This window comes from Variovorax sp. J22G73 (assembly GCF_030317035.1).
Lineage (GTDB): Bacteria > Pseudomonadota > Gammaproteobacteria > Burkholderiales > Burkholderiaceae_C > Variovorax.
The window spans coordinates 136,960-158,396 of record NZ_JASZYK010000012.1 but is presented as its reverse complement, the minus strand read 5'-3'; the positions used below and the strand labels follow the sequence as shown (position 1 = coordinate 158,396).

Below are 21,437 nucleotides of genomic sequence, written 5' to 3'. Positions count from 1 at the left end.
GATGCACCGTTTCCCCATGCCGCCGATATCGCCGATGCTGCCGATGTCGCGCTGGGGGCTCCGGTTGTTCGCCATGGTGGCGGCGCTGTTCGTGCTGCTGTCCACCGGTTGCGCCACCTTGCCCGACGAGGCGCCGCGCCCACCGGTGAAGGCCGTGCCCGTCTCGGGCGACACCGCGCTCGGCAAGATCGCGCTGGCGGCCCAGCCCGACCCTGACCTGAGCGGCTTTCGCCTGATGCCTGGCGGCGACTTCGCCTTCGACACCCGCATCCAGCTCGCGCGCCGCGCCCAGCGCACGCTCGACGTGCAGTACTACCAGATCGAGAACGACGAGACCGGTCGCTACCTGCTGCGCACCCTGCGCGACGCCGCCCTGCGCGGCGTGCGCGTGCGCCTGCTGATGGACGACCTGTACACCTCGGGCGAAGACGAGCTGCTGCTGGCCTTTGCCGCCACGCCCAACGTGGAGCTGCGCCTGTTCAACCCGTTCCCGGCCGGGCGCGGCAGCATCCTGAAGCGCTTCACGGCGTCGCTGTTCGACTTCAGCCGCGTCAACCGCCGCATGCACAACAAGCTGTTCATCGCCGACGGCGCGATGGCGGTGGCGGGCGGGCGCAACATCGGCAACCAGTACTTCCGGCGCACGGCGGGCGAGAACTTTCTCGATCTCGACACCTTCGTGACCGGCGCGCTGATCCCGCGGCTGGGCAGCCTGTTCGACCAGTACTGGAACAGCGTCTATGTGCGGCCCATCGGCGCGGTGGTCGCCACCGACGTGCCGCGCGACGAGCTGCAGCGCCGCTTCGAGGCCGCCACCGGCCCCGACACCACGCCGCCCCCGCCGCCGCCCGCGCCCAACGACCTGCTGGGCTACAGCCCCATGGCCGACGACCTGAACACCGGCAAGCTCAACCTCATCTGGAACCTGGCCGAGGCCTATGCCGACTCGCCCGACCGCGTGATCGGCAAGACCGCTTCCTACGGCGGCGTGCCGCTGCTGGACGTGGACAGCGTGCGCTACAACGTGGTCGAGCAGATGCGCCGCGCGCGCTCCGAGGTGACCATCGTCTCGCCGTACCTGATTCCGGGCGCCACCGGGCTGGAGGTGATGCGCGAGATTCGCCGGCGCGACGTGAAGATCAGCGTGGTCACCAATTCGCTGGCCGCCACCGACGAGCCGCTGGTGCACACCGCCTACCGGCGCTATCGCGGCGACATGCTCAAGCTGGGCGCCGACCTGTACGAGCTGAGCTCCAGCCGCACCCGGCGCAGCGTGCGGCTGGGCCTGTTCGGTACCTCGGTGGGGCGGCTGCACGCCAAGTCGGCCGTGATCGACCGGCGCACGCTGTTCGTGGGGTCGATGAATTTCGACCCGCGCTCCGAGTCGGCCAACACCGAGATCGGGCTGATCATCCACAGCCCCGAGATGGCGCAGCAGATGCTCAAGCTGCTCGACCTGCTCAAGCAGCAGGGCGCCTACAGGCTGCGCTTTGCCGAAGGCAGCAACCAGTCGCGCATCGAGTGGACCAGCGACGACGCCGGCAAGCTCACCGTGCTGACCGAGGAGCCCGACTCGGGCTTCTGGGACCGCACCATGCTCGAGATACTGGCGCCGCTGACGCCGGAGAGCCTGCTGTAGCAGCGGCTCCACCCAAGTTCAGGCGCGTTCAGGCAAGGTCAGGCGAGTTCAGCGTTCAGTCCCGCACCGCCGACCAGACCAGCCGCAGGCCCAGCAGCCCCATCACGCCGCCGGCGGCGCGGTCGATCCAGAGCTTGTAGCGCAGGTAGGCCGAGCGCGGCGCCGCCGAAGACAGCGCCAGCGCCACCACCGTGTACCAGCCGGTCTCGATGCAGAAGATGACCGCCGGCACGGCCAGCGCCAGCACCAGCGGCACGTCGTGCGGCAGGAAGGCCGCGAAGATGCTGGCGTAGACCACCGCCGTCTTCGGGTTGCTGACCTGGGTGGCCAGGCCCAGCAGGAAGGTCTTGCGCGCCCGGCCGCCGCCGCCGTTCGCACTCCCCTGCGCATTCGCCGAGGTACCCGCCTCGGCCAGGGCCAGCGGCTGCCGCGCGCCACGCCAGATGCGCACGCCCAGATACACCAGGTAAGCGCCGCCGAAGCCCTTGATGGCCAGGTACAGCGCCGGCACCGCCAGGAAGGCTGCCTGCAAGCCGGCCAGCGCGGCAATCGCGAACACCAGCCCGCCCGCGCCCATGCCCAGCGCGGCCGCCAGCCCGTCGGTGCGGGAGGCCACGGCCGTGCGCGCGACCATCACGAAGCTGGGGCCGGGGCTCATCGCGCCCAGGGCCATGGCGCCGGCAATGCCGAGCAGGGAAAGCGTGTTGTTCATTGGTTTTTTCGGGCTGCGCTTGGTTACGAATGAGCGAACAACGTGCACAAATGCACGTTCATCGCGGCTTAGAAGTTAAACTTTAAGTAGTACTTCGGTAACTTTTGGATTACATTTTGATGACCGGAGTTACTACCATGCAAAAAATGAAAAACCTCATTCTTCTGGCCGCCTGGGCAGTGGTGCTGGCGTTTTTGCTGAGTTTCTTCTACTGGAGCGACGCCCCGCTGGCCGAGCAGCTGCTGTTCGGCGCCCTCATGACCGTGGCCACCGGCGCCTGGATGCTGGTGCTGCTGAACCTGCCGCGCGCCTTCCTCGCCACCCGCAACCTGCTGAAGGTGCCCAAGGAAGACGACCGCAAGCGCCTGGGCTCCGGCATCTAGGTCGCGTCCCAGGCGTCCGGCCGCGTCCAGCGGCCGGGGCCGCTCAGGGCTGTGCGTTCAGGTTCACCGCTTCCACCTGCACCAGCAGCTTCACCTTGTTCTCGAAGCCGAAGTTCAGGCCCCAGGTAATTCCCCAGTCGCTGCGCTCCACCGTGGTCTCGAAGTCGCCGCCGCAGACCTGGCGGTTGATCAGCGGGCTCAGGTAGCAGTTGAAGCGCGCGGCCTTCAGCGTCACCGGCCGGCTCTGGCCCATCAGCGTGAGCGTGCCGGGCACGTCGGCCACCTTGTCGCCGGTGAAATCGATGCGATCGGCCACGAAGCGGGCGGTTGGAAACTCCGCCACGTTGAAGAAGTCCTTGCTCTGCACGTGCCGGTTAAGCAGGTCGACGCCCGTGTTGATGGAGCTGATGTCCATGGTGATGTCCACCGCGCCGCTGGTGCCGGTGCCGTCGATCTTCACCGTGCCGTCCTTGGTGCTGAAGCGCCCGCGGTTGGTGGTGGTGCCGTAGTGGCCCATCTCGTACATCACGAAGGTGTGGGTCGGGTCGACCACGTAGCTGGCGTTCTTCACCGGGCCGCCGGCGGGTTTGACGGCGATGGGCGGGGCCGTGTAGTCCTGCGCCAGTGCAGGAGTGCCGGCGAAGGCCGCGGCCGAGAGCGCCGTAACTGAGAAGAGCTTGTTCATGGCGTGGGGTAGGGGGGACATGTGAGACATGTGAGACATGCGGGATGACATGTGGGGAGCACGGGCGCGAGCGGTGTCTTCAAAGGGGCCCGAAGCCCGCGAGCGTGAACTTGAACTTCACCTGCACGTCGTTGCCGACCATCGAGGTGTCCGTCCATTCGCCGTCGCCCACCTTGAAGTCGAGCCGCTGGATCGTAAAGCTTCCGGTGGCCACCGCGTAGCCGCCCGTGGTCGCGATGCTGACAGGCACCGTCACCGGCTTGGCCGTGCCCTTGAGCGTGAGCTTGCCCGTCATTTCGAAGCGCCCGTCGCCCAGCGCCTTGATGCCGTTCGACTGGAAGCTCGCCTGCGGAAAGTGCGTGGCGTCGAACCAGGGCGCCTTGGGCAGCTCGGCGTCGCTCATCGGAATGCCGAAGCCGGCGCTGGCCGTGTCGATCTGCAACGCCACGCTGCCGCCTTCGGGCTTTCGCGGGTCGAAGGCGACCTGGGCGTCGAACTTCTTGAACGCACCTTCCACCGGCACGCCCATCTGCTTGGTGACGAACACGATCTGGCTCTTGTCGGGCACCAGCCGGGTGGCCGCGGGCTCGGCCAGCGAGAGCGCGGGCAGGGCCGTGGCAAAGGCCAGCGCCGTTGGAAGCAGCGCGGGCCGCAGGCGGAAAAAGCATGGGTTCATCGGTCGGATTCCTTGCGTGGCGCGGGCCACATGCGTTGCATCAGCCCGTCGCGGTCGATCCAGTGGTGCTTGCACACGGCGGCCACGTGCAGCAGCGTGACGCCGGCCAGCGCGAAGGCGCAGTACTTGTGCAGCGGCTGCAGCGCGGCCTCGGCGAACACGTGGTCCACCGGCATGAAGTCGGGCAGCGCCAGCACGCCGAACCATGCCACCGGCATGCCCATGGCCGAGCTGTAGGCCCAGCCCGAAATGGGCACCGCGAAGAACAGCAGGTACATCAGCGTGTGGCTCACCCGGTAGCTCGCCAGCTGCAGGCGCGACATGCCGGGCGGCAGCGCGGGCGGCCGGTGCCCGGCACGCCACAGCAGCCGCAGCGCCGACAGCGCCAGGATGGTGACGCCGGCCCACTTGTGCCAGCTGTACATCTTCAGCCGCAGCGGCGAGAAGGGCAGCCCCGTCATGAAGAGCCCCACGCCGAGCGAGCCGATGATGAGCGCCGCGAGCAGCCAGTGCAGTGCGATGGCAAAGCCGTCGTAGCGCGGGGCGCGCACGCGGGGGTCCAGGGGAAGAGAGGGGGTGTCGGCGGACATCGGGAGCAGGGTCGGCGGCAGCGCCGGGGGCCTGTGCGCGGAGCATATATCGGAAGCGATGACAGCACGGGCCGTGCCAGAGAGGCGAGTGAGGCAGGCGAGGCAGGCTCGGCCCGCCCGCGTCAGCCCCGCTGCGCCTTCAGCAGCACGTTGCGCAGCTCGTCGGGCTGCACCGGCTTGCGCAGCGCATGCCAGCCGCGCTCGGTGGCCAGCCGCTGGGTGGCCTCGTTGATGTCCGCCGAGATCAACGCGATGGCCAGCGAAGGCTTCTGCTGCTGCAGCCTTTCGGCCAGCGCGATGCCGTCGAGCGCCCCGGGCAGCCGGATGTCGCACAGCGCCGCGTCGAGCGCGCGCAGGTCGGCCAGCGCCAGCGCCTCGGCCGCGCTGGCGTACACGCGCGGCTGCACCTGCCATTGGCGCAGCAGCGCGCTGAGGCTGTCGGCCACCACGGTGTTGTCTTCGACCACCAGCACCGCCAGGCCCGGGCGCAGCGTGCGCGCGGCGTCGGGCCCGTCGACGGGCAGCGTGGGCGGTGCGAGCGCCGCCTGGGCCATGTCGCCACCGCCCGTGGCATCGGCGGGCGCCGGCAGCTCGAAGCTGAACACCGACCCCCGCCCCGGCGCCGAGCGCAGCGACACCTCGATGCCCAGCTGCGTCGCCAGCCGCCGCACGATCGCCAGGCCCAGCCCGTGGCCGCGCTGCAGGTTGCGCTCCACGTTGCCGACCTGCTCGAAGTCGTTGAACACGCGCGCCTGCGCGTCAGCCGCGATGCCGATGCCGCTGTCGCGCACCTCGACACGCCAGGCCAGCCCTTGGCCCTGCCCTTGCCCCTGCCCCTGCCCCTGCCCCTGCCCGGCCGCATCGCCGCGCCGGCGCGCGCGCACGGCCAGCAGCACCCGCCCGCGCGGCGTGAACTTGACCGCGTTGTCCACCAGGTTGGCCAGCACGCGGCGCAGCGAAACGGTGTCGGTCCACACCACCGCGCCCGCCGGGCAGCGCACCCGCACCCGGCTTTCGCCCGCCTGGCGCGCCAGCTCGTGCAGCAGCGGCGCCAGCGCCACCGCCGTGGGCCGCAGCGGGTCGACCGCCGCCTCGATGCGGCCGATTTCGAGCAGCTGGTTGGTCAGCCCTTCGAGCGCCTGCTGCGCGCGCGCCAGCGAGCCCACCGTGTGCTGCACCGCCTGCATGTCCGCGCCACCGTGCAGCTGCTGGCGCAGAACCTCGGCCTGCAGGCCGATGGCCATCACCGGCTGGCGCAGGTCGTGGTTGGCGGCCGAGAAAAAGCGCAGCCGCTCGGCCTGCGCCTGTTCGGAGGCGCGCAGGCCGGCCAGGGCCTGTTCGCGCAGCGTGCGCTCGTTGAGCCGCAGGCCGATGTTTTCCTCGAGCTGGCGCGAGCGCTCGGCCACCAGCTTCCACATCATGGCCGTCAGGCCGATGCCGATGACCGACACCGCGATCATCACCGGGGCGCCCAGCCACAGCCCGGTGACGATGATCGGCGCCAGCAGCAGCGTGATCGCCAGCTGCGTGGCCGGCGTGTAGAACGACACCGAGAAGGCCGACGACAGCGTCATGCCCATCACGATCAGCCCCAGCAGCAGCTGCAGGTCGGCCCGCTCGGGGTTGAACAACAGCAGCCCGGCCAGCCCGTGGGCCAGCTCCCAGACGGCCGTGCGCAGCGTGTGCGTGCGCTGGGCGGCGCGCAGCGTCTGCGGGGAGAAGGGCTCCGGCAGGCGCTGGGGGAAGAAGCCGCGCATGAGCGTCACGCCGGTGATCAGCGCCATCCAGAGCAGCGCGCGCGGCAGCGAGTACTGCCAGGCGAACAGCGCCGCCACCCCGCAGTTCAGCAGGTACTGCACCGCCAGCACCGGCCCGATGGGGCGGATCGACAGCCGCAGCACCTCGCACTGGATCTCGAAGCGGTCGCTGCCGCCGCCGACCACGGCCGGCGCAGTGGCGAGCCCGCTCGAAAGCACGCTGGACGAGGAGGGGGTGGAGTTCATCGGCGAATCGACTATATAGAGAAGGACTGTGACGCGGCGACAATGGAGGCCCCTGGTCGGGCTTCCCGATAGCGAAATTCCCGTGAACGATCTCTCCTTCTTCCTGCCTTGCGCCGCCGGCGTCGAGGAATTCCTTGCCCAGGAGGTGCACGCCCTGACGGGCCGCGCCGGGCAAGACCTGCTCACCCTGCGAGGCGGCGTGCGCGTGCGTGCCGACTGGCGCGACGCCCTCAAGCTCAACCTGCACAGCCGCCTCGCGCAGCGCGTGCTGGTCGAGCTGGCCCATGCGCCCTACCGCAACGAGAACGACCTGTACGCCATTGCCAACGGCGTGGCCTGGGAAATCTGGTTCACGCCCAAGCAGACCTTCAAGATCGAGACCACCGCCCAGCACAGCCCGCTGCAGAGCCTGAACTTCGCCACCCTGCGCATCAAGGACGCCATTGCCGACCGCTTTCGCGCCAAGGCCAACGGCGTGCGCCCGAGCATCGAGACCCAGTGGCCCGACTGCCGCGTGTTCGCCCACCTGACCACCGACACCTGCACGCTGTACATCGACACCTCGGGCGAGCCGCTGTTCAAGCGCGGCTGGCGCCAGGACAAGGGCGACGCCCCGCTGAAGGAAACCCTGGCCGCCGCCATGCTGGCCGCCAGCGGCTGGTGGAACCCCGAGGCCGGCACCGTGTCCGACCAGCCCCTGTACGACCCCTGCTGCGGCAGCGGCACCATCGCCATCGAGGCGGCGCAGATCGCGCGCGGCATCGCGGCCGGTTCGCTGCGGCGCTTCGGCTTCGAGAAGCTGCTGCCGTTCCAGCCGCATGTGTGGACGGCCATCAAGAACGAGGCTGAAAAGGCCGAGCGCGATGCCGGCGTGGCCATCTTCGGCTCCGACGTGTCGCACCGCATGGTCGACTTTGCCGAGCGCAACGCCGAACGCGCCGGCGTGGCGCAGGCCATCGAGTTCCGCGGCGGCGACGCGCTGCAGCGCATGCCGCCCGCGGAGGGCGGCGTGATCATGCTCAACCCGCCGTACGGCGAGCGCATCGAGGTGGGCGGCGTGGCCGGCCCGGGGCGTTTCGGTGCGCGCGAATCGGCGCAAACGTCGGCCAGCGATTCGTCAGAACGAGGAGAAGGCGGAGATGGCAGCGACGGCGGCGAGTTCTTCCCGCAGCTCGCCACCCACTGGAAGAAGAACTACGCCGGCTGGACCGCCTGGGTGCTCACGCCCGACCTGAAGCTGCCCAAGCAGATGCGCCTGAAGGAGTCGCGCCGCGTGCCGATGTGGAACGGCCCCATCGAGTGCCGGCTGTTCCGCTTCGACATGGTCGCGGGCTCGGCGCGCAAGCCGGTCGCTTCCTAAGGCGTCCGGGGCGCCTGCGGTGCCTGAGGTGCTTGCGGCGCCTGAGATGCATCCGGCACCGGCTGCTCCGCCGCTTCCTTCTGCTCCTTGCCGCTCACGCTGCACGCCGCGTTGATGGTGCGCCCCGCCAGGTCGCGCGGCGCGCCGGACAGCGTCATGGGCCGCACGTCGTCCGCCTCGAACACCCGCACCGCAATCGGCTCGCCCACGAAATCAGGGTGGCCGAAGTAGGTAGCGCTCACATAGCGCGCGTTGCGCGCCTCGCAGTCGACGTTCACGCGGGCGTTGAACGAGCGAAAGCGCAGGCCGTCCTTCGTGGTGCGCTCCTGCGCCAGGCTCAGGCGCAGGTTCACGATGCGGTGCGAGCCGTCGACCTGCACCGTGGTCGGGTCGACCTGCACGTAGCTGCTGGCCGCATCGCCGGGCGAGCCGGTGAGCGTCAGCCATTCGGCGCGCGCACCGGCCGAGGCAACCAGAGCAACCAGGGCAACGAGGACAGGGCAAGGCAGCGGAAGTCGTTTCATGAAAAGGGCAGCGGGACGGAAGCGGTACGCAAGAAGAACAACGGTGCAGGCAAAGCAAGCAAGGCAGGCCAAGACGGGCCGCGGCATTTTCCAGCCCCGAACCTACGCCAGGCTGACCTCGCCCCGCATGGTGCAACATCGAAGCATTCCCTCTCACATTCCATGACGTTGACAGAACCCGGCCCCGTCGTCATCGACACCAACATCGCGCTCGACCTGTTCGTGTTCGACAACCCCGATTGCGCACCGCTGGTGGCCGCGCTCGACGCCGGCCACCTGCGCTGGCTCGTGACCGCACCCATGCGCACCGAGCTGGCGCGCGTGCTTGGCTATCCGCTCATCGTGAAGCGGCTCGCGCAGCGGCAGATGGCCGCCGCCAGCGTGCTCGAGGCCTTCGATGCGCGCGTGCACCTGCAGGCCGACACGCCCCCGCGTGCACCGTGCGTGTGCAAGGACCCCGACGACCAGGTCTTCATCGACCTGGCGGTGGCGCGGCGTGCCTTGCTCATCAGCAAGGACCAGCAGGTGCTCACCATGCGCAAACGTTTGGCGGCGCAAGGCGTGGTGGTGCAGGCCGTGTTCGCCGCGACATAGCCTTTCGACGCCGCGCGAAAAAAGCTTACTTCGCGACGGCATCGGTTCGGCTTCTAGACAGGCCGCGCCCTCGCGTCTACTGATCGGCAAATCACAGAGGGAGTTGCCGTGGTTCAGCTGTCTAGACAATGCCGGCAGGTGTGCATCGCGCCTGTTCCGGCGGCTTGCCGTGCGCGCATATCGACTGCTGTAGCCCGCATAGGGTCTGGCAATTGCATGGCCTCGCAACTATCGTCCGCCGCGCCGAAGTGGTTCACGCACACCGCTTGCGGGCTCGCGTGATGCGAGCCACGCCGACTTCGAAGACCACGACCCCACGACCGTCCGGAGCGCCCTTGGCGCCCCGCGCCGGTTGTTGGAAAACGCTTTCCGTCCTTCAAACAAAGTCATGCCGAGTTCACACCAGCGATCGCCACGCCAACTGTTGCCCGAGCTCGAAGTCGAGCTTGCCCGTTCCACCGAACTGGGCTACGAGCCATCCGACGAAGTGGGCCTGGTGCGTTGCCTGGAACATGGTTTCCCCACGCCGCTGGCGCGCTGGCATTGCCACGAGGAGTACGAGCTGCACCTCATCGTGGCCACCTCGGGGCAGGCCTTCGTGGGCGACTGGATCGGGGCCTTCGAGCCCGGCCACCTGGTGCTGTGCGGCCCCAAGCTGCCGCACAACTGGATCTCGCTCGACGCACCACCCGAGGGCGTCGCGCAGCGCGACCTCGTCATCCAGTTCCTGCACGATCCCATCTTCGAGGCCGCGCAGCGCATTCCCGAGCTGCTCGAAGCGGTGCGCATGCTCGAGCGCGCGCGCTACGGCATCGAGTTCTTCGGCATGGCCGAATGCGCGCAGCAACATTGGCACCGTGTGAAGGATGCGCGCGGGCTGAAGCGCTTCAGCCTGTTCTGCGACTTTCTTGCCGACATCGCGCAATGCACCGACTACAGGCTGCTGTCGGGCATGCAGACCGACGGCGACAACCCGCTGGAGGCCATCAACGACATCGTCACGCGCATCGCCAACGACCCGTCGAAGGACGTGAGCGCGGCCGACATCGCCGCGGAGCTCGGCATGCATGCGGGGCGCTTCAGCAGGCTGTTCAGGCGTGCCACGGGCCACAGCTTTCTCAGCTACGTGAACCAGGTGCGCGTGAACAAGGCCTGCCTGCTGCTGATGCACAGCGACCGCTACGTCACCTCGATCTGCTACGACGTGGGCTTCAACAACGTGTCGAACTTCAACCGGCAGTTCCTCGAGATCAAGGGCGTGACGCCGACCGAATTCAGAAGGCAGAGCCAGCTGCGGTTCGAAGGCGCGACGGTTCCTGCAAGCCTCGAGTGACGGTTCGATGACGGTTCGATGACTGCTCGGCGAAGGTTCAGCGAACGTTCAGTGAACTAAAGACTGCGAGTGTTTTGACAAGCGTGTCCTGAAAGTCAATTCGTATCGGCAATCGCAAAAAGTCTATCGAACGCGAGGCGAGTGCGTCCCTACGATCCGGGCTGTTTCTTTCAGCCACCTTTCAGGAACTTCTCTCATGCACATCCATCGCCTGACCCTGTTGAGCCGTCACGTTGCCTCGAAGATCAAGATCCGCGGGCAAGGCATGACCGAGTACCTCGTGATCCTCGGCCTCATCGCCATCGCGGCCATCGCGGTGTTCAGCTTCTTCGGCCAGACCATGCGCAACCAGGTGGCCGGCATGGCGCAGGAAGTGGGCGGCAAGACCGGCACCGCAGAAGTGACCAAGGCCCAGACCGCCGCCGGCAAGGCCTCCACCAACGCCGACGTCAACATGAACATGAGCACCTACACCAAGGGCGGCGCGGACGGCGCGAAGTAAGCCGCCAAGCCAAGCAGCAAGTCCGCAAGACGCTCGCCCTCCACTGACCCGCAACGTCCAGTGAAAGCGCCGAACAGAGCCAGGCAAGCCGGCCAGGCGATCGTCTACATCGTTGCGCTGCTGCCTTTCGTCTTCATCAGCGTGCTGGTGGTCTACAACACCGCCGCCGCCACGCGCGAGAAGATGAAGCTGCAGAACACCGCGGACGCCACCACCTACAGCGCCAGCGTGCTCACCGCGCGCAGCCTGAACTACCTGGCCTACACCAACCGCGCGATGGCGGCCAACGAAGCGAGCATTGCCACGCTCGCGAGCGTGCAGACCTCGATGGCCGCGTTCATCACCAGCGCATCGAACATCCAGGAGGGCCTGGTGATCGCCAAGGCCTACCAGGGCATTCGCAACCTCGAGCGCAGCCGCACGCCCGTCGTCGGCCCCTTCTTCTTCCTGGCCTACCTGGCGAACGTGGGGCAGGCCCAGCGCCTGCAGCGCACGGCCGACCGCATCGCCGGTTTCGTCGAGCCCGTGTCCAAGCCGCTGCAGGTGGGCGTGGACGTGCTGCGCGTGCTCAACCAGGGCATCTCCGCCAGCCAGGTCGCGATGCTCGCGAGCACCGCGGCGCAGCTGCCGCAGCTGATCGTCGACGTGCTCAAGGCCAACGACCCCGACGCCTCGGTGCCGCCGGGCGAAACCGCCATCCTCGCGACCAAGTTCGTGGCCGACCTGGGCCTGTACCTCAACACCTACCACCAGTCGGCCAGCGGCCCCTTCGACGCCGACGAATACAACGAGGTGCTGCGCTTCGCCCACGCGGCGCAGGCCACGCGCGACGACTGGACCAAGAAGCGCCGCTTCCTGCCCGACTGGGCCAGCTGGATCGGCTCGGGCCTGGCCAGCTCCATCAGCGGCATCGTGAGCCAGAGCCCCACGCCGGCGGGCTTCGGCGGGCTCGCGAGCGACGTGCTCGGCGGGCTGGTCGAATGGAAGGGCGGCACCGAGCTGGTGGCGGCCAACGGCATCGGCCGCGAAGAGGGGCGCATCCGCTGGCAGTCGGGCGACGCCATCGAGATCAAGCTGCCGCTCGCGCCGCTGTACACCGACTTCTTCGGCGGCCTGGGCGACACGCTGCGCGGGCGCTTCGGCCTGGGCGCGGGCGCGGCCGCGGCGGGCGGGCCCAACTACATGAGCAGCTGGGAGGGCCAGCGCCTCACGCTGCGCAGCTATGCGCGCGAGGCGCGCACCTACGGTGGCCTGAACGACGAGACCGGCGACACCGCCAACATGGTGCGCGGCTCGTTCCGCCGCGCCGCGGCCGACCGCGACGGCGACATCCTGCTGCTGCCCATGGCGGTGCTGATCTTCAACGCCAAGCTGCACTACGGGCCGCGCACCAGCATCGGCACCAACCTCACGCAGAACTGGTCGCTGCCGCGCTACGTGGACATTCGCGAGCATCCGCCGATGGAGGCGCACGGCTCCGACAACTGGATTGCCGAGCAGGCCTTCAAGGGCGCCAACCCGCTCAAGTGGGGCAAGAACACAGACAAGGGCCCGGCCCTTTCGCTGGTGGTGCAAAAGGGCGGCAACCTCGTTCGCACCGGCCAGACAGTGGGCTTCGGCGACGCCAGCCCCGACGGCCGCACCGGCCTGCGCGACCAGTTCGCGGGCCAGCAGATCAAGGCGCTGTCCACCGCGCAGGTGTACTTCCGCCGGCCGCAGGACCGCTGGGCGCGGCGCGATTTCTCGGCCGACGATCCGCCGCAGATCGGCAAGTACAACGTGGGCTTCGCGGGCGGCTACATCGAGCACCGCAGCCTGTTCAGCCCGTACTGGCACGCGCACAACATCGAGCCCTCGCTGTGGGCGCGCGCCGTCGCCATGGGCGGCGCGGTGCTCGGCGCCGAGGAGGACAACGGCGAATGACGCGCACCCCACGGCGATCGGCTTCGCGCAGGCATGCGCGCGGCCATGCCATGACCGAGACCCTGCTCATCGCGAGCTTCGCGGCGCTCGCGCTCGCGGCCATTCCGGCGCTGGGAGAGTACGGCGCCAAGCGGCTGCAGACCGTGTCCGCCGCGCGCCTGGTGGCGTGGCAGCGCACCGTGTGGATGCCCGAGGCCCACGGCATCAGCGCCGAAGACGCCACTGGCGCGTCGGGCGCGGTGAAGAAGACCGATGCCGAAGTCACGCGCGACCTGCGCCGCCACATCTTTCGCGACCGCTCCACCGACGGCGCCACCATCCATGCGGAAGACATCGCCGAGTTCGAGCCGCTGGAGCCGGCCATCGACCGGCGCACCACGCACGTGACCGCGTCGAGCACGGCGGTGGCGCTGCCGTCGCTGCTGAACGCCAGCGACGTGCTGTGGGACAAGGTGCGCATCGCGCAGAGCGCGCTGTCGGGCAACCTGGTGACGCAGTCGCTGGGCAAGTTCACCTTCGTGAGCAGCGGCTACATGCGCAACCAGGTCGACGTGATCCAGACCAACACGCGCTTCACGCTCATGCCGCAGATCGAGATCAGCGAGCAGGTGACCATGCTCACCGAGGCCTGGAACGCCGGCGGCACCAACCGCGAGGAAAAGAAGATCCAGGGCCTGGTGCCGCTGAAGCTGACCGACAGCGTGTTCTACCAGCAGCTGCGCGGCGGGCTGCATTCGGCGGCCTACCAGATCAGCCAGGTCTACCCGGCCTTCGCCAACTCCAACCTCACCTTCGGGCTCACGCCGGGCGACGCGCTGGAGAAGACGCCGCTCGACCGCTTCGAGCGCATGCCGGCCGCGGCAGGGGGCGGCGCGGGTGGTGCAGGTGGCGAGACCGGCGGCGGCGCCGATGCCGACGGCGGCAGCCCGAAGGACAGGTTCCGCTACTACCGCGCCTTTCCGCCCACGCCCGTGGTCAACACGCTGCCATGAGGCCGCGAGCGCCATCGCAGTGGTCATCGCGGCGCATGCGGGCGGCATTCGCGTGGCTGTGCCTTTGCATCGGCCTTGTCGCCGCCACGGCCGCCGGCGCGGCGCCGCAACGCGACTGGCCGGCCATTCCCTCGCCGCCCGACGCCAGCACCTTCTGGATCGCCGAGTACCTCGAGCAGAACACCGTGCCCATGCAGATCCGCGGCTTCGAGACGCGCGTGCCGCTGTCCGAGGTGGTTCGTTACTACGAGAAGTGGTTCGCCGACAAGAACGGCTACGGCGCCAGCGAGCTGGGCCCGGCGCGCGTGCTCGGCGCGCGCATGGGCGCCTACCAGGTCACGGTGCAGCTGTGGGCCACGCCCACGGGCGCCGGCGCCGGCATGGGCACCAAGGGCCGGCTGGTGGCGGCCGTGGTGTACGAGGACGTGCCCGACCCCGAGGCGCGCGCCGCGCGCATCGGCCGCGGCTTTCCGCGCCCGGCCGGCTCGCAGGTGATCTCCGACACGCTCTCCTTCGACCGCGGCCAGCGCAACCGCACCGTGATGGTCACCAACGGCGTGAGCGTGGAGACCAACGCGCTCTACCTGCGCGAGCAGATGATCCGCCTGGGCTGGACGCTGGTGCAGGACCGCACCATCGACGGCGGCCTGCGCTCGGGCCTGGTGTTTCGCCGCGCGCAGGAAGAGATGGTGGTCACCATCGCCCGGCGCGACACGGACTACATCGTCATCGCGAGCCAGACCTCGCCGGACACGGACGGGCAATAGCCGCCAGAGCCCGCACCATGCCACGCCACCGAAGCCTTCGTTCCCCGCATCGCCCGTGCAAGCGCCCCCAGCGCCGCCAGCGAGGCCAGGTCATCACCGAGTACGTCATCGTCGCCGGCATCCTCGCCGTGATGCTGTTCGCCACCTTCCCCGGCGCCGACCGATCCGTCGTCGGGCTGCTGCTGAAGGCCTTTCGCGACGCCTGGGCGACCTACTCGTACACCCTTTCCTTTCCTCTCTAGCCAGGCATGAAACCATCTCCGGGATTTCTCAAGTTCAAGCAAAGCGTCAGAAGGCTGTCTCCCCTCATCGGCGCGCTGGTGCTCGGGCTGCTGGCCGCCGGCCTCGGCTGGTACTACCTGCGGGCCAGCGAGCGCGAGATCGCGGCCAGCCTGGAGAAGGACGCCGACAGCCAGCGCCGCGACGTGGTGGTGGCGCGCCAGGCGCTGAACGACGGCACCACCGTCATGCCCAGCATGGTGGCCAAGCGCTCGGTGCCCAACGAGTACGTGCACAACGACGCGCTCACGCCCGAGACCTTCGCGCAGTTCGCCGGGCGCCAGCTCACGGTGCCGGTGGCCGCGGGCAAGCCGCTGCTGGCCTCGTTCTTCTCCACGCCGCGCAAGGTGTTCGCGCAGGAAATCGAGCAGGGCGTGCGCGCCATCACCATTCCGGTGGACGAGATCAGCTCCATCTCGGGCATGCTGCGCGCGGGCGACCGCATCGACTTCATGTACGTGGTCGACAAGCCCGGCGCGGGCGAGCCCTCGGTGGTGGTGCCGCTGCTGCAGGACATCGAGGTGCGCGCCACTGGGCAGATCACCTCCGAGCAGTTCGCCTCGCTGCGCAAGCGCTCCGACGCCTCGGCCGAGACCGACCCCTACGAGCGCAACCGCTACTCCACCGTGACAGTGGCGATCCAGCCGCAGGACGCGCAGAAGCTCATCCTCGCGCAGCGCCTGGGCAAGATCGTCGCCACGCTGCGCAACCCCGAAGACCGCGCCACCATGCAGACGGGCGTGGACTCGGTCGACCTCGATGCCACCGTCGCGGGCTTCCGGCCGCAGCGCGCGGTGCGCGCGCCGCCGCCCTCGTTCGCGCCTTCGCGCCCGGGGGTGGAGTACATCGTCGGCGGCGCGGGCAACCGGGGTTCCGCGCCGGGTGCCGGCCTGGGCCTTGGCCAGATGCTGCCGCCGGGCGAGGCGCCGCTGCGCTGAGCCTGTTCACCGCGCTCGTGGTGCCTCTCATTTTTTGATCTCCAGAAGAAGTTCGATGAATCTCAAGCGATGCGGGTTGGCAGCGGTGACGCTGGTGGTGGCTTTCCAGGGCGTGGCGCACGGCCAGCGCATGGGTGGGGGCGTGGGCGTGGAGGGCATCACGGGCGGTGGCGCGTCCGGTGGTGCGTCCGGTGGCACTTTGGCCGCGCCGGGGGGCGCCACGGTTCCAGGCCCCGGCCCGTCGCCCGCCAGCGGCGGCGTCGAGCGCTCGCCCGGCATCCGCCCGCCGCCACCGCCGCCGCCGGCCATCGACGCGGCCGAGCTGCAGCGCATCGCCGCGCGCGCCACCGTGCTGCAGGAGCTGCCGTCCAGCCTCACGCTCTACGTGGGGCAGATGGTGCTGGTGAAGATGCCGGGCGTGGCGCGCGTGGCCATCGGCAGCGGCAAGGTCATGGAGGCGCGCGTGCTCGACGGCGCCAACATGCTCATCACCGCGCAGGACGCGGGCGACAGCACGCTGCACGTGTGGGAGCGCAACGGCCGCGTGCGCAAGCTGCAGGTGCGGGTGAACGTGGTCGACCTCGACCGCATCGCAGGCGAGCTGCGCGAGATCACGCGCGGCATCTCGGGCGTGGGCATTCGCCGCATCGGCGAGCGCGTGATCCTGGACGGCAACAACCTCGACCCCGCCGCCGTGGAGCGGCTGAACACGGTGGCGCAGCTGTACGCGCCGGCCGTGGTGTCGCTGGCCACCGCCGACCGCATTCGCGTGGACCGCATGATCGACATCCAGGTGCGCATCGTGGAGTTCAGCAAGACCGCGCTGGACGACCTGGGCGTGCGCTGGCAGAGCTCGGGCGACGGCTTCAACTTCGGGCTGTTCTCGGACATCGCCTCCAGCGGCAGCTACCGCGTGCTGCCCGAGGGCTCGAGCTTCAACACCTCCACCCCCGAGGGCTCGGCGCTGCTCAGCCGCAACCGGCGCACGCCGGAGGCCTACTTCGGCATCGGCATGACGCTGTCCTCGCGCATCAACCTGCTGGTGCAGCGCGGCAACGCCTACCTGCTGGCCTCGCCCAACCTCTCCACGCGCAGCGGCGGCGAGGCCAAGTTCCTGGCCGGCGGCGAAATCCCGCTGCCCGCGCTGAGCACGCAGGGCGCGGGCTCGGTGGAGTTCAAGCCCTACGGCGTGCGGCTGAACATCAAGCCCATTGCCGACGGCGAGGGCAACATCTCGGGCAGCATCCTCACCGAGGTGAGCAGCATCGACCGCAGCGTGGCGGTGCAGGGCATTCCGGGCCTGCTGATCCGGCGCACCGACACCGAGTTCAACACCAAGGCCGGCGAGACCATCGTGCTGTCGGGCCTGCTGAGCCGCGAGTCGACGCGCGCCAGCGACGGCGTGCCGGGGCTGCGCAAGGCGCCGATCATCGGGCGCGCGTTTCGCGCCGACAACGACACCGACAAGGAACAGGAGGTGGTGGTGTTCATCACGCCGCGCGTGGTCGACCCGGCCTGGAGCCAGCCGCGCATCGAGCGCGCGCGCCAGATCGAGCAGGACGTGAACCGCAACTTCGGCACGCTCACCGAAGACCGCACCGACCCCGAGGGCCTGCGCCCGAAGCAGACCGACGTGCCGGCCACGCCCGACGCGGGTGGCGTGCCGGCGGGTGTTCCCGCGGGCACGCCCGGCCAGCCCGTGGCGCCGTGATTCGCATCCCTGAATTCCAACGCTGAAGCCCACACGCCATGCACAAGGTCTTCGTCAATTCCCCCCAGCAGGCGCTGCGCGAGGTTGCGCTGGACGTGGCCGAGCTGCAGGTCGGCAAGGACGCCGCCAGCCACATCGTGCTGTCGGGCTGGAACGTCGCCAAGCAGCACGCGCAGTTCGTGCTGCACGACGAAGAAGTGTTCGTGCAGGACCAGGGCAGCCTGTTCGGCACGTGGGTGGACGGCAACCGCGTCACGCGCTTCGGGCCGCTGAAGGGGGGAGAAGAAATCATCATCGGCGGCCACACGCTGGTGGTGTCCATCGATATCGCGCTGCGCCCCGCGGGCGCCGAGCCGCTCGACGCGGAGGAGGCCGCGCAGCTGCAGCTCGCGCCGCTGGCCGAAGACCCGCTGCTGCAGTGGCGCCGCTCGCTGCACCGCACGCTGCTGCAGCAGCTGGACAACCGCCGCATCGACACCGCGCAGATGAAGGACGAGGAGCTGCGCTCCAACATCCGCGCGCTGATCGCCGAGATCATCCGCGACACGCGCGAGCTGCCGCCCGAGCTCGACCGCGCGCTGCTGAGCCAGCAGCTGCTGGACGAGGCCATCGGCCTGGGCCCGCTGGAGGTGCTGCTGAAGGACGAGAGCGTGACCGAGGTGATGGTCAACCGCTTCGACGAGATCTGGATCGAGCGCTCCGGCCGGCTGGAGCGCACCAACGTGGCTTTCACCAGCAACATCGCGGTGCTGGGCGCCATCGAGCGCATCGTGACGCCGCTGGGCCGGCGCATCGACGAGAGCTCGCCGATGGTGGACGCGCGGCTGAAGGACGGCTCGCGCGTGAACGCCATCATTCCGCCGCTGGCGCTGCGCGGCCCGAGCGTGACGATCCGGAAGTTTCCGAAGAACCGCATGGGCCACGAGGGCATGATCCGCACCGGCTCGGTCACGCCGCAGATGGTGGAGTTCATGCGCATCGCGGTGGAAGAAAAGCTCAACATCATCGTCTCGGGCGGCACGGGCACCGGCAAGACGACGCTGCTGAACATGATGTCGAACTTCATCCCGCCCAACGAGCGCATCGTGACCATCGAGGACGCGGCCGAGCTCTCGCTGGGCCAGCCCAACCTGGTGTCGCTCGAATCGCGGCCGGCCAACATCGAGGGCAAGGGCGCCATCGCCATCCGCGACCTGGTGCGCAACTCGCTGCGCATGCGGCCCGACCGCATCGTGGTGGGCGAGTGCCGCGGCGGCGAGGCGCTGGACATGCTGCAGGCCATGAACACCGGCCACGACGGCTCGCTCACCACGCTGCACAGCAACTCGCCGCGCGACGCGGTGTCGCGCCTGGAGGTGCTGGTGACCATGGCGGGCATGAACATTCCGGTGGCCGCCATCCGCGAGCAGATCGCCTCGGCGGTGGACCTCATCGTGCAGCTCACGCGCTTTCCGTGCGGCAGCCGCAAGGTGACGCAGATCACCGAGCTCACCGGCTTTGCCGACGGCATGATCCAGATGCAGGACGTGTACATGTTCCGCAAGACCGGCGTGGACGCCGACTACAAGACGGTGGGCCACTTTGCCGCGGCCGGCACCGTGCCCGAGTTCTTCACGCGGCTGCAGGAGCACGGCCTGAAGCTGGACCTGGACTTCCTGTTCGGCGAGGCGGGCGCATGAAGACGCTGGTGCTCCTGGCCTCGGTGCTCAGCGGCATGGGCTTCATCACGCTGTGCGGCTACCTGCTGCTCAAGCGCTCGCCCGAGCTCACCGGCAAGATGATGCGCAAGCTGCAGGCCAGCGGGCGCCGCACGCTGAACCTGTCGGAGTTCCAGGCGCAGCACGCGGTGGCCTTCGCCTCGGGCCATGCGCTGCTGATCGCGCTGTGCGGCGCGCTGGGCTGGCTGGTCACGGGCAACCTCATCGGCGGCGTGGTGGCGGCGGTGGTGCTCTACCTGCTGCCCGCGCGCTGGTTCGCCTGGCAGCGCAAGAAGCGCAGGAAGCAGATCGAGTCGGAGCTGCCCGATGCGCTGCTGTTCATCGCCAGCGCGTTGCGCGCGGGCAGCGCGCTGTCGGTGGCGCTGCAGGTGCTGGTGCGCGACCAGGTGGGGCCGCTGGGGCAGGAGTTCGGCCTGGTGCTCAAGGAGCAGCGCCTGGGCGTGAGCTTCGACGACGCCATCCAGAAGATGTCGCAGCGCCTGGGCATTCCCGACTTCGTGCTGGTGGTGGTGGCGCTGCGCGTGTCGAAGGAGGTGGGCGGCAACCTGTCGGAGCCGCTGCAGGTGCTGGCCGAGACGCTGCGGCGCAAGGCGATTCTTGAAGGGCGCATCCAGGCGCTCACGGCGCAGGGGCGCATCCAGGGGCTGGTGATGACGCTGTTTCCGGTGTTCCTGGGCGGCGTGCTCTACCTGATGCAGCCGAGCATGGGAATGCTGTTCAGCACCACCATCGGCTGGGTGGTGCTCACCGTGACCGGCATCATGCTGCTGCTGGGCTACCTGATGATCCGCAAGATCGTCGCCATCGACATCTGACGGGCAAGGAGACGCACGATGCGATCGCTGATATTGCTGGCCATCATCTTCCTGTGCGCGACCACGGGCGTGATCCTGCTGCTGTACATGATCTCGCTGATCCGCAAGGCGCGGCCTTCGGAGCGCACGCACATGGACCCGCTGCCGCCCATGCTGCGCGTGGTGTGGCCGGTGGTGAACATCCTGCAGTTCCACGCCTCTGAAATCGCGCCCACCTCGATGCTGGTGAAGCGCAAGCGGCAGCTGCAGCTCTCGGGGCTGGAGTTCGTGCTGAAGGCGGAGGAGTTCATCGCGGTGCAGATCGTGTCGCTCATCGTGGTGGCCGCGCTGGGGCTGTGGACGGCGGGGCTGCTCGACGCGCACGCGGGCACCAAGGTGTGGGTCACGCTGTGCTGCTGCCTGCTGGGCTGGTACTACCCGGTGCTGTGGATGCGCGACCGCCGCAAGCGCCGCGAGAAGGACATCCTGCGCACGCTGCCGGGCTACCTCGACATGATCACGCTGTGCTGCCAGGCCGGCCTGAGCCTCACCGGCGCCATCGCGCAGGCGGTGCAGAAGGGCCCCGGCGGCGCGCTGGGCCAGGAGTTCGACCGCATGATGCGCGAGATGCGCACCGGCGCAAGCCGCATGGACGCGCTCAACGCCATGGCCGACCGGCTGGACAACCGGCACATCAAGAGCCTGGTGTCCAACCTCACGCAGGCCGAGTCGCTGGGCGCGAGCCTGGCCGACACGCTGGCCGCCATTTCGGACCAGCGGCGCACCGAGCGCTTCCAGCAGGCCGAGAAGCTGGCCATGGAGGCGCCGGTGAAGATGATCGGGCCGCTGGTGATCTTCATCTTTCCGGTGACCTTCATCATCATCTTCTTCCCGCTGGTGATGCAGTTCCTGGAAACCCAGCGCTGACGCGCCGCCGCCGTACCGCATGCGCATCGTTTCCCTTCGCACCGCCCACACGCAGGCCCCGTTCGGCCCGGTGCGCGTTGCCGAGCGCGGCTGGGACCGCACGCGCGGGCTGCTCGGGCGGCCGCGCATCAGCGGCAGCGAGGGGCTGCTCATCACGCGCTGCAGCTCGGTGCACACGGTGGGCATGCGCTACGCCATCGACGTCGTCTTCCTGGACCGCCATGGCTGCGTGGCGCGCGTGGTCGAGGGGCTGAACCCGATGCGCATGGCCATCTGCCTGGGCGCGTCCAGCGTGCTGGAGCTGGCCGCGGGCCAGGCGCGCCGGCTGGCCCTGCGCCCGGGGCTGCAGCTGATGGGCTGGTGAAGCCGAACGATCCGAAGGAGAGA

22 protein-coding genes are annotated in these 21,437 nt (G+C 69.1%); 16 read left to right on the top strand and 6 right to left on the bottom strand.

Features of this window, described 5'->3' with window-relative positions; all coding sequences use genetic code 11:
* Position 1 precedes the first annotated feature (1 nt).
* A complete protein-coding gene (locus tag QTI51_RS31405; protein ID WP_286517147.1) occupies positions 2-1,639 on the top strand; it encodes a phospholipase D family protein in 1,638 nt (545 codons plus the stop codon).
* A 55-nt stretch (positions 1,640-1,694) separates the two neighbouring features.
* Here QTI51_RS31405 and QTI51_RS31400 read toward each other — a convergent pair whose 3' ends face one another.
* Entirely contained in the window at positions 1,695-2,351 is a 657-nt protein-coding gene (locus tag QTI51_RS31400) for a LysE family translocator (protein ID WP_286517148.1), read from the bottom strand.
* Positions 2,352-2,488: 137 nt separating this feature from the next.
* On the opposite strand from QTI51_RS31400, the gene QTI51_RS31395 reads away from it, so the two are divergent.
* Positions 2,489-2,734, top strand: a complete 246-nt coding sequence (locus tag QTI51_RS31395) for a hypothetical protein (protein ID WP_132748990.1) — start codon at positions 2,489-2,491, stop codon at positions 2,732-2,734.
* A gap of 43 nt (positions 2,735-2,777) precedes the next feature.
* Here the strand turns inward: QTI51_RS31395 and QTI51_RS31390 are convergent, their stop codons facing one another.
* From QTI51_RS31390 to QTI51_RS31375, 4 genes are all read right to left on the bottom strand, one after another.
* Complete coding sequence (locus QTI51_RS31390; RefSeq protein WP_286517149.1) at positions 2,778-3,419, bottom strand: YceI family protein; 642 nt, start codon at positions 3,417-3,419, stop codon at positions 2,778-2,780.
* 79 nt (positions 3,420-3,498) lie between these two features.
* The gene (locus QTI51_RS31385; protein WP_286517150.1) at positions 3,499-4,095 is read right to left on the bottom strand and encodes a YceI family protein; all 597 of its coding nucleotides are present in this window, start codon (positions 4,093-4,095) and stop codon (positions 3,499-3,501) included.
* Positions 4,092-4,685 carry a cytochrome b gene (locus QTI51_RS31380; protein WP_286517151.1) on the bottom strand — a complete coding sequence of 198 codons (594 nt, stop codon included), beginning with the start codon at positions 4,683-4,685 and terminating at the stop codon, positions 4,092-4,094. Before QTI51_RS31380 ends, QTI51_RS31385 begins: the two co-directional genes overlap by 4 nt.
* Before the next feature lie 122 nt (positions 4,686-4,807).
* A complete protein-coding gene (locus QTI51_RS31375) occupies positions 4,808-6,688 on the bottom strand; it encodes an ATP-binding response regulator (protein ID WP_286517152.1) in 1,881 nt (626 codons plus the stop codon).
* An 82-nt stretch (positions 6,689-6,770) separates the two neighbouring features.
* Here QTI51_RS31375 and QTI51_RS31370 point away from each other — a divergent pair, with 82 nt between their 5' ends.
* Positions 6,771-8,048: a THUMP domain-containing class I SAM-dependent RNA methyltransferase gene (locus QTI51_RS31370; RefSeq protein ID WP_286517153.1), complete on the top strand. Its 1,278-nt coding sequence runs from the start codon at positions 6,771-6,773 to the stop codon at positions 8,046-8,048.
* Here the strand turns inward: QTI51_RS31370 and QTI51_RS31365 are convergent.
* On the bottom strand, positions 8,045-8,572 hold the full coding sequence (locus tag QTI51_RS31365) for a surface-adhesin E family protein (protein ID WP_286517154.1): 528 nt from the start codon (positions 8,570-8,572) through the stop codon (positions 8,045-8,047). The genes QTI51_RS31370 and QTI51_RS31365 overlap by 4 nt on opposite strands.
* A gap of 162 nt (positions 8,573-8,734) precedes the next feature.
* Between QTI51_RS31365 and QTI51_RS31360 the strand changes: the two genes are divergently transcribed.
* The 13 genes from QTI51_RS31360 to QTI51_RS31300 all read left to right on the top strand — a co-directional run bounded on the left by QTI51_RS31360 (position 8,735) and on the right by QTI51_RS31300 (position 21,414).
* Positions 8,735-9,166 (top strand): putative toxin-antitoxin system toxin component, PIN family, encoded by a 432-nt coding sequence (locus QTI51_RS31360; protein WP_286517155.1) that lies wholly within the window; start codon positions 8,735-8,737, stop codon positions 9,164-9,166.
* A gap of 388 nt (positions 9,167-9,554) precedes the next feature.
* Positions 9,555-10,499, top strand: a complete 945-nt coding sequence (locus tag QTI51_RS31355) for an AraC family transcriptional regulator (RefSeq protein ID WP_116912401.1) — start codon at positions 9,555-9,557, stop codon at positions 10,497-10,499.
* Positions 10,500-10,695: 196 nt separating this feature from the next.
* Positions 10,696-11,001, top strand: a complete 306-nt coding sequence (locus QTI51_RS31350; RefSeq protein WP_116912400.1) for a Flp family type IVb pilin — start codon at positions 10,696-10,698, stop codon at positions 10,999-11,001.
* A gap of 60 nt (positions 11,002-11,061) precedes the next feature.
* Complete coding sequence (locus tag QTI51_RS31345) at positions 11,062-12,924, top strand: pilus assembly protein TadG-related protein (RefSeq protein ID WP_116912399.1); 1,863 nt, start codon at positions 11,062-11,064, stop codon at positions 12,922-12,924.
* Positions 12,921-13,916: a hypothetical protein gene (locus QTI51_RS31340; RefSeq protein ID WP_286517156.1), complete on the top strand. Its 996-nt coding sequence runs from the start codon at positions 12,921-12,923 to the stop codon at positions 13,914-13,916. Before QTI51_RS31345 ends, QTI51_RS31340 begins: the two co-directional genes overlap by 4 nt.
* Positions 13,917-13,951: 35 nt before the next feature.
* On the top strand, positions 13,952-14,683 hold the full coding sequence (locus QTI51_RS31335) for a hypothetical protein (RefSeq protein ID WP_286517157.1): 732 nt from the start codon (positions 13,952-13,954) through the stop codon (positions 14,681-14,683).
* Positions 14,684-14,700: 17 nt separating this feature from the next.
* Complete coding sequence (locus QTI51_RS31330; protein ID WP_286517158.1) at positions 14,701-14,925, top strand: hypothetical protein; 225 nt, start codon at positions 14,701-14,703, stop codon at positions 14,923-14,925.
* A gap of 6 nt (positions 14,926-14,931) precedes the next feature.
* Entirely contained in the window at positions 14,932-15,900 is a 969-nt protein-coding gene (gene cpaB, locus QTI51_RS31325) for a Flp pilus assembly protein CpaB (RefSeq protein WP_286517159.1), read from the top strand.
* 55 nt (positions 15,901-15,955) lie between these two features.
* On the top strand, positions 15,956-17,611 hold the full coding sequence (locus QTI51_RS31320) for a type II and III secretion system protein family protein (RefSeq protein ID WP_286517160.1): 1,656 nt from the start codon (positions 15,956-15,958) through the stop codon (positions 17,609-17,611).
* Between the two features lie 38 nt (positions 17,612-17,649).
* Positions 17,650-19,290, top strand: a complete 1,641-nt coding sequence (locus QTI51_RS31315) for a TadA family conjugal transfer-associated ATPase (protein WP_286517161.1) — start codon at positions 17,650-17,652, stop codon at positions 19,288-19,290.
* Positions 19,287-20,144, top strand: coding sequence for a type II secretion system F family protein (locus tag QTI51_RS31310; RefSeq protein WP_116912393.1), 858 nt, complete (start codon positions 19,287-19,289; stop codon positions 20,142-20,144). The genes QTI51_RS31315 and QTI51_RS31310 overlap by 4 nt, the downstream gene beginning before the upstream one ends.
* Before the next feature lie 18 nt (positions 20,145-20,162).
* Positions 20,163-21,050 (top strand): type II secretion system F family protein, encoded by an 888-nt coding sequence (locus tag QTI51_RS31305; protein ID WP_116912392.1) that lies wholly within the window; start codon positions 20,163-20,165, stop codon positions 21,048-21,050.
* 19 nt (positions 21,051-21,069) lie between these two features.
* The gene (locus QTI51_RS31300) at positions 21,070-21,414 is read left to right on the top strand and encodes a DUF192 domain-containing protein (protein ID WP_286517162.1); all 345 of its coding nucleotides are present in this window, start codon (positions 21,070-21,072) and stop codon (positions 21,412-21,414) included.
* Positions 21,415-21,437: the final 23 nt, after the last annotated feature.

What these genes read in the sequence shown, in the direction of transcription:
- QTI51_RS31405 (WP_286517147.1), top strand. Translation starts at nt 2, where the DNA reads ATGCACCGTTTCCCCATGCCGCCGATATCGCCGATGCTGCCGATGTCG.
- QTI51_RS31400 (WP_286517148.1), bottom strand. Translation starts at nt 2,351, where the DNA reads ATGAACAACACGCTTTCCCTGCTCGGCATTGCCGGCGCCATGGCCCTG.
- QTI51_RS31395 (WP_132748990.1), top strand. Translation starts at nt 2,489, where the DNA reads ATGCAAAAAATGAAAAACCTCATTCTTCTGGCCGCCTGGGCAGTGGTG.
- QTI51_RS31390 (WP_286517149.1), bottom strand. Translation starts at nt 3,419, where the DNA reads ATGAACAAGCTCTTCTCAGTTACGGCGCTCTCGGCCGCGGCCTTCGCC.
- QTI51_RS31385 (WP_286517150.1), bottom strand. Translation starts at nt 4,095, where the DNA reads ATGAACCCATGCTTTTTCCGCCTGCGGCCCGCGCTGCTTCCAACGGCG.
- QTI51_RS31380 (WP_286517151.1), bottom strand. Translation starts at nt 4,685, where the DNA reads ATGTCCGCCGACACCCCCTCTCTTCCCCTGGACCCCCGCGTGCGCGCC.
- QTI51_RS31375 (WP_286517152.1), bottom strand. Translation starts at nt 6,688, where the DNA reads ATGAACTCCACCCCCTCCTCGTCCAGCGTGCTTTCGAGCGGGCTCGCC.
- QTI51_RS31365 (WP_286517154.1), bottom strand. Translation starts at nt 8,572, where the DNA reads ATGAAACGACTTCCGCTGCCTTGCCCTGTCCTCGTTGCCCTGGTTGCT.
- QTI51_RS31360 (WP_286517155.1), top strand. Translation starts at nt 8,735, where the DNA reads ATGACGTTGACAGAACCCGGCCCCGTCGTCATCGACACCAACATCGCG.
- QTI51_RS31355 (WP_116912401.1), top strand. Translation starts at nt 9,555, where the DNA reads ATGCCGAGTTCACACCAGCGATCGCCACGCCAACTGTTGCCCGAGCTC.
- QTI51_RS31350 (WP_116912400.1), top strand. Translation starts at nt 10,696, where the DNA reads ATGCACATCCATCGCCTGACCCTGTTGAGCCGTCACGTTGCCTCGAAG.
- QTI51_RS31340 (WP_286517156.1), top strand. Translation starts at nt 12,921, where the DNA reads ATGACGCGCACCCCACGGCGATCGGCTTCGCGCAGGCATGCGCGCGGC.
- QTI51_RS31335 (WP_286517157.1), top strand. Translation starts at nt 13,952, where the DNA reads ATGCGGGCGGCATTCGCGTGGCTGTGCCTTTGCATCGGCCTTGTCGCC.
- QTI51_RS31330 (WP_286517158.1), top strand. Translation starts at nt 14,701, where the DNA reads ATGCCACGCCACCGAAGCCTTCGTTCCCCGCATCGCCCGTGCAAGCGC.
- cpaB (WP_286517159.1), top strand. Translation starts at nt 14,932, where the DNA reads ATGAAACCATCTCCGGGATTTCTCAAGTTCAAGCAAAGCGTCAGAAGG.
- QTI51_RS31320 (WP_286517160.1), top strand. Translation starts at nt 15,956, where the DNA reads ATGAATCTCAAGCGATGCGGGTTGGCAGCGGTGACGCTGGTGGTGGCT.
- QTI51_RS31315 (WP_286517161.1), top strand. Translation starts at nt 17,650, where the DNA reads ATGCACAAGGTCTTCGTCAATTCCCCCCAGCAGGCGCTGCGCGAGGTT.
- QTI51_RS31310 (WP_116912393.1), top strand. Translation starts at nt 19,287, where the DNA reads ATGAAGACGCTGGTGCTCCTGGCCTCGGTGCTCAGCGGCATGGGCTTC.
- QTI51_RS31305 (WP_116912392.1), top strand. Translation starts at nt 20,163, where the DNA reads ATGCGATCGCTGATATTGCTGGCCATCATCTTCCTGTGCGCGACCACG.
- QTI51_RS31300 (WP_286517162.1), top strand. Translation starts at nt 21,070, where the DNA reads ATGCGCATCGTTTCCCTTCGCACCGCCCACACGCAGGCCCCGTTCGGC.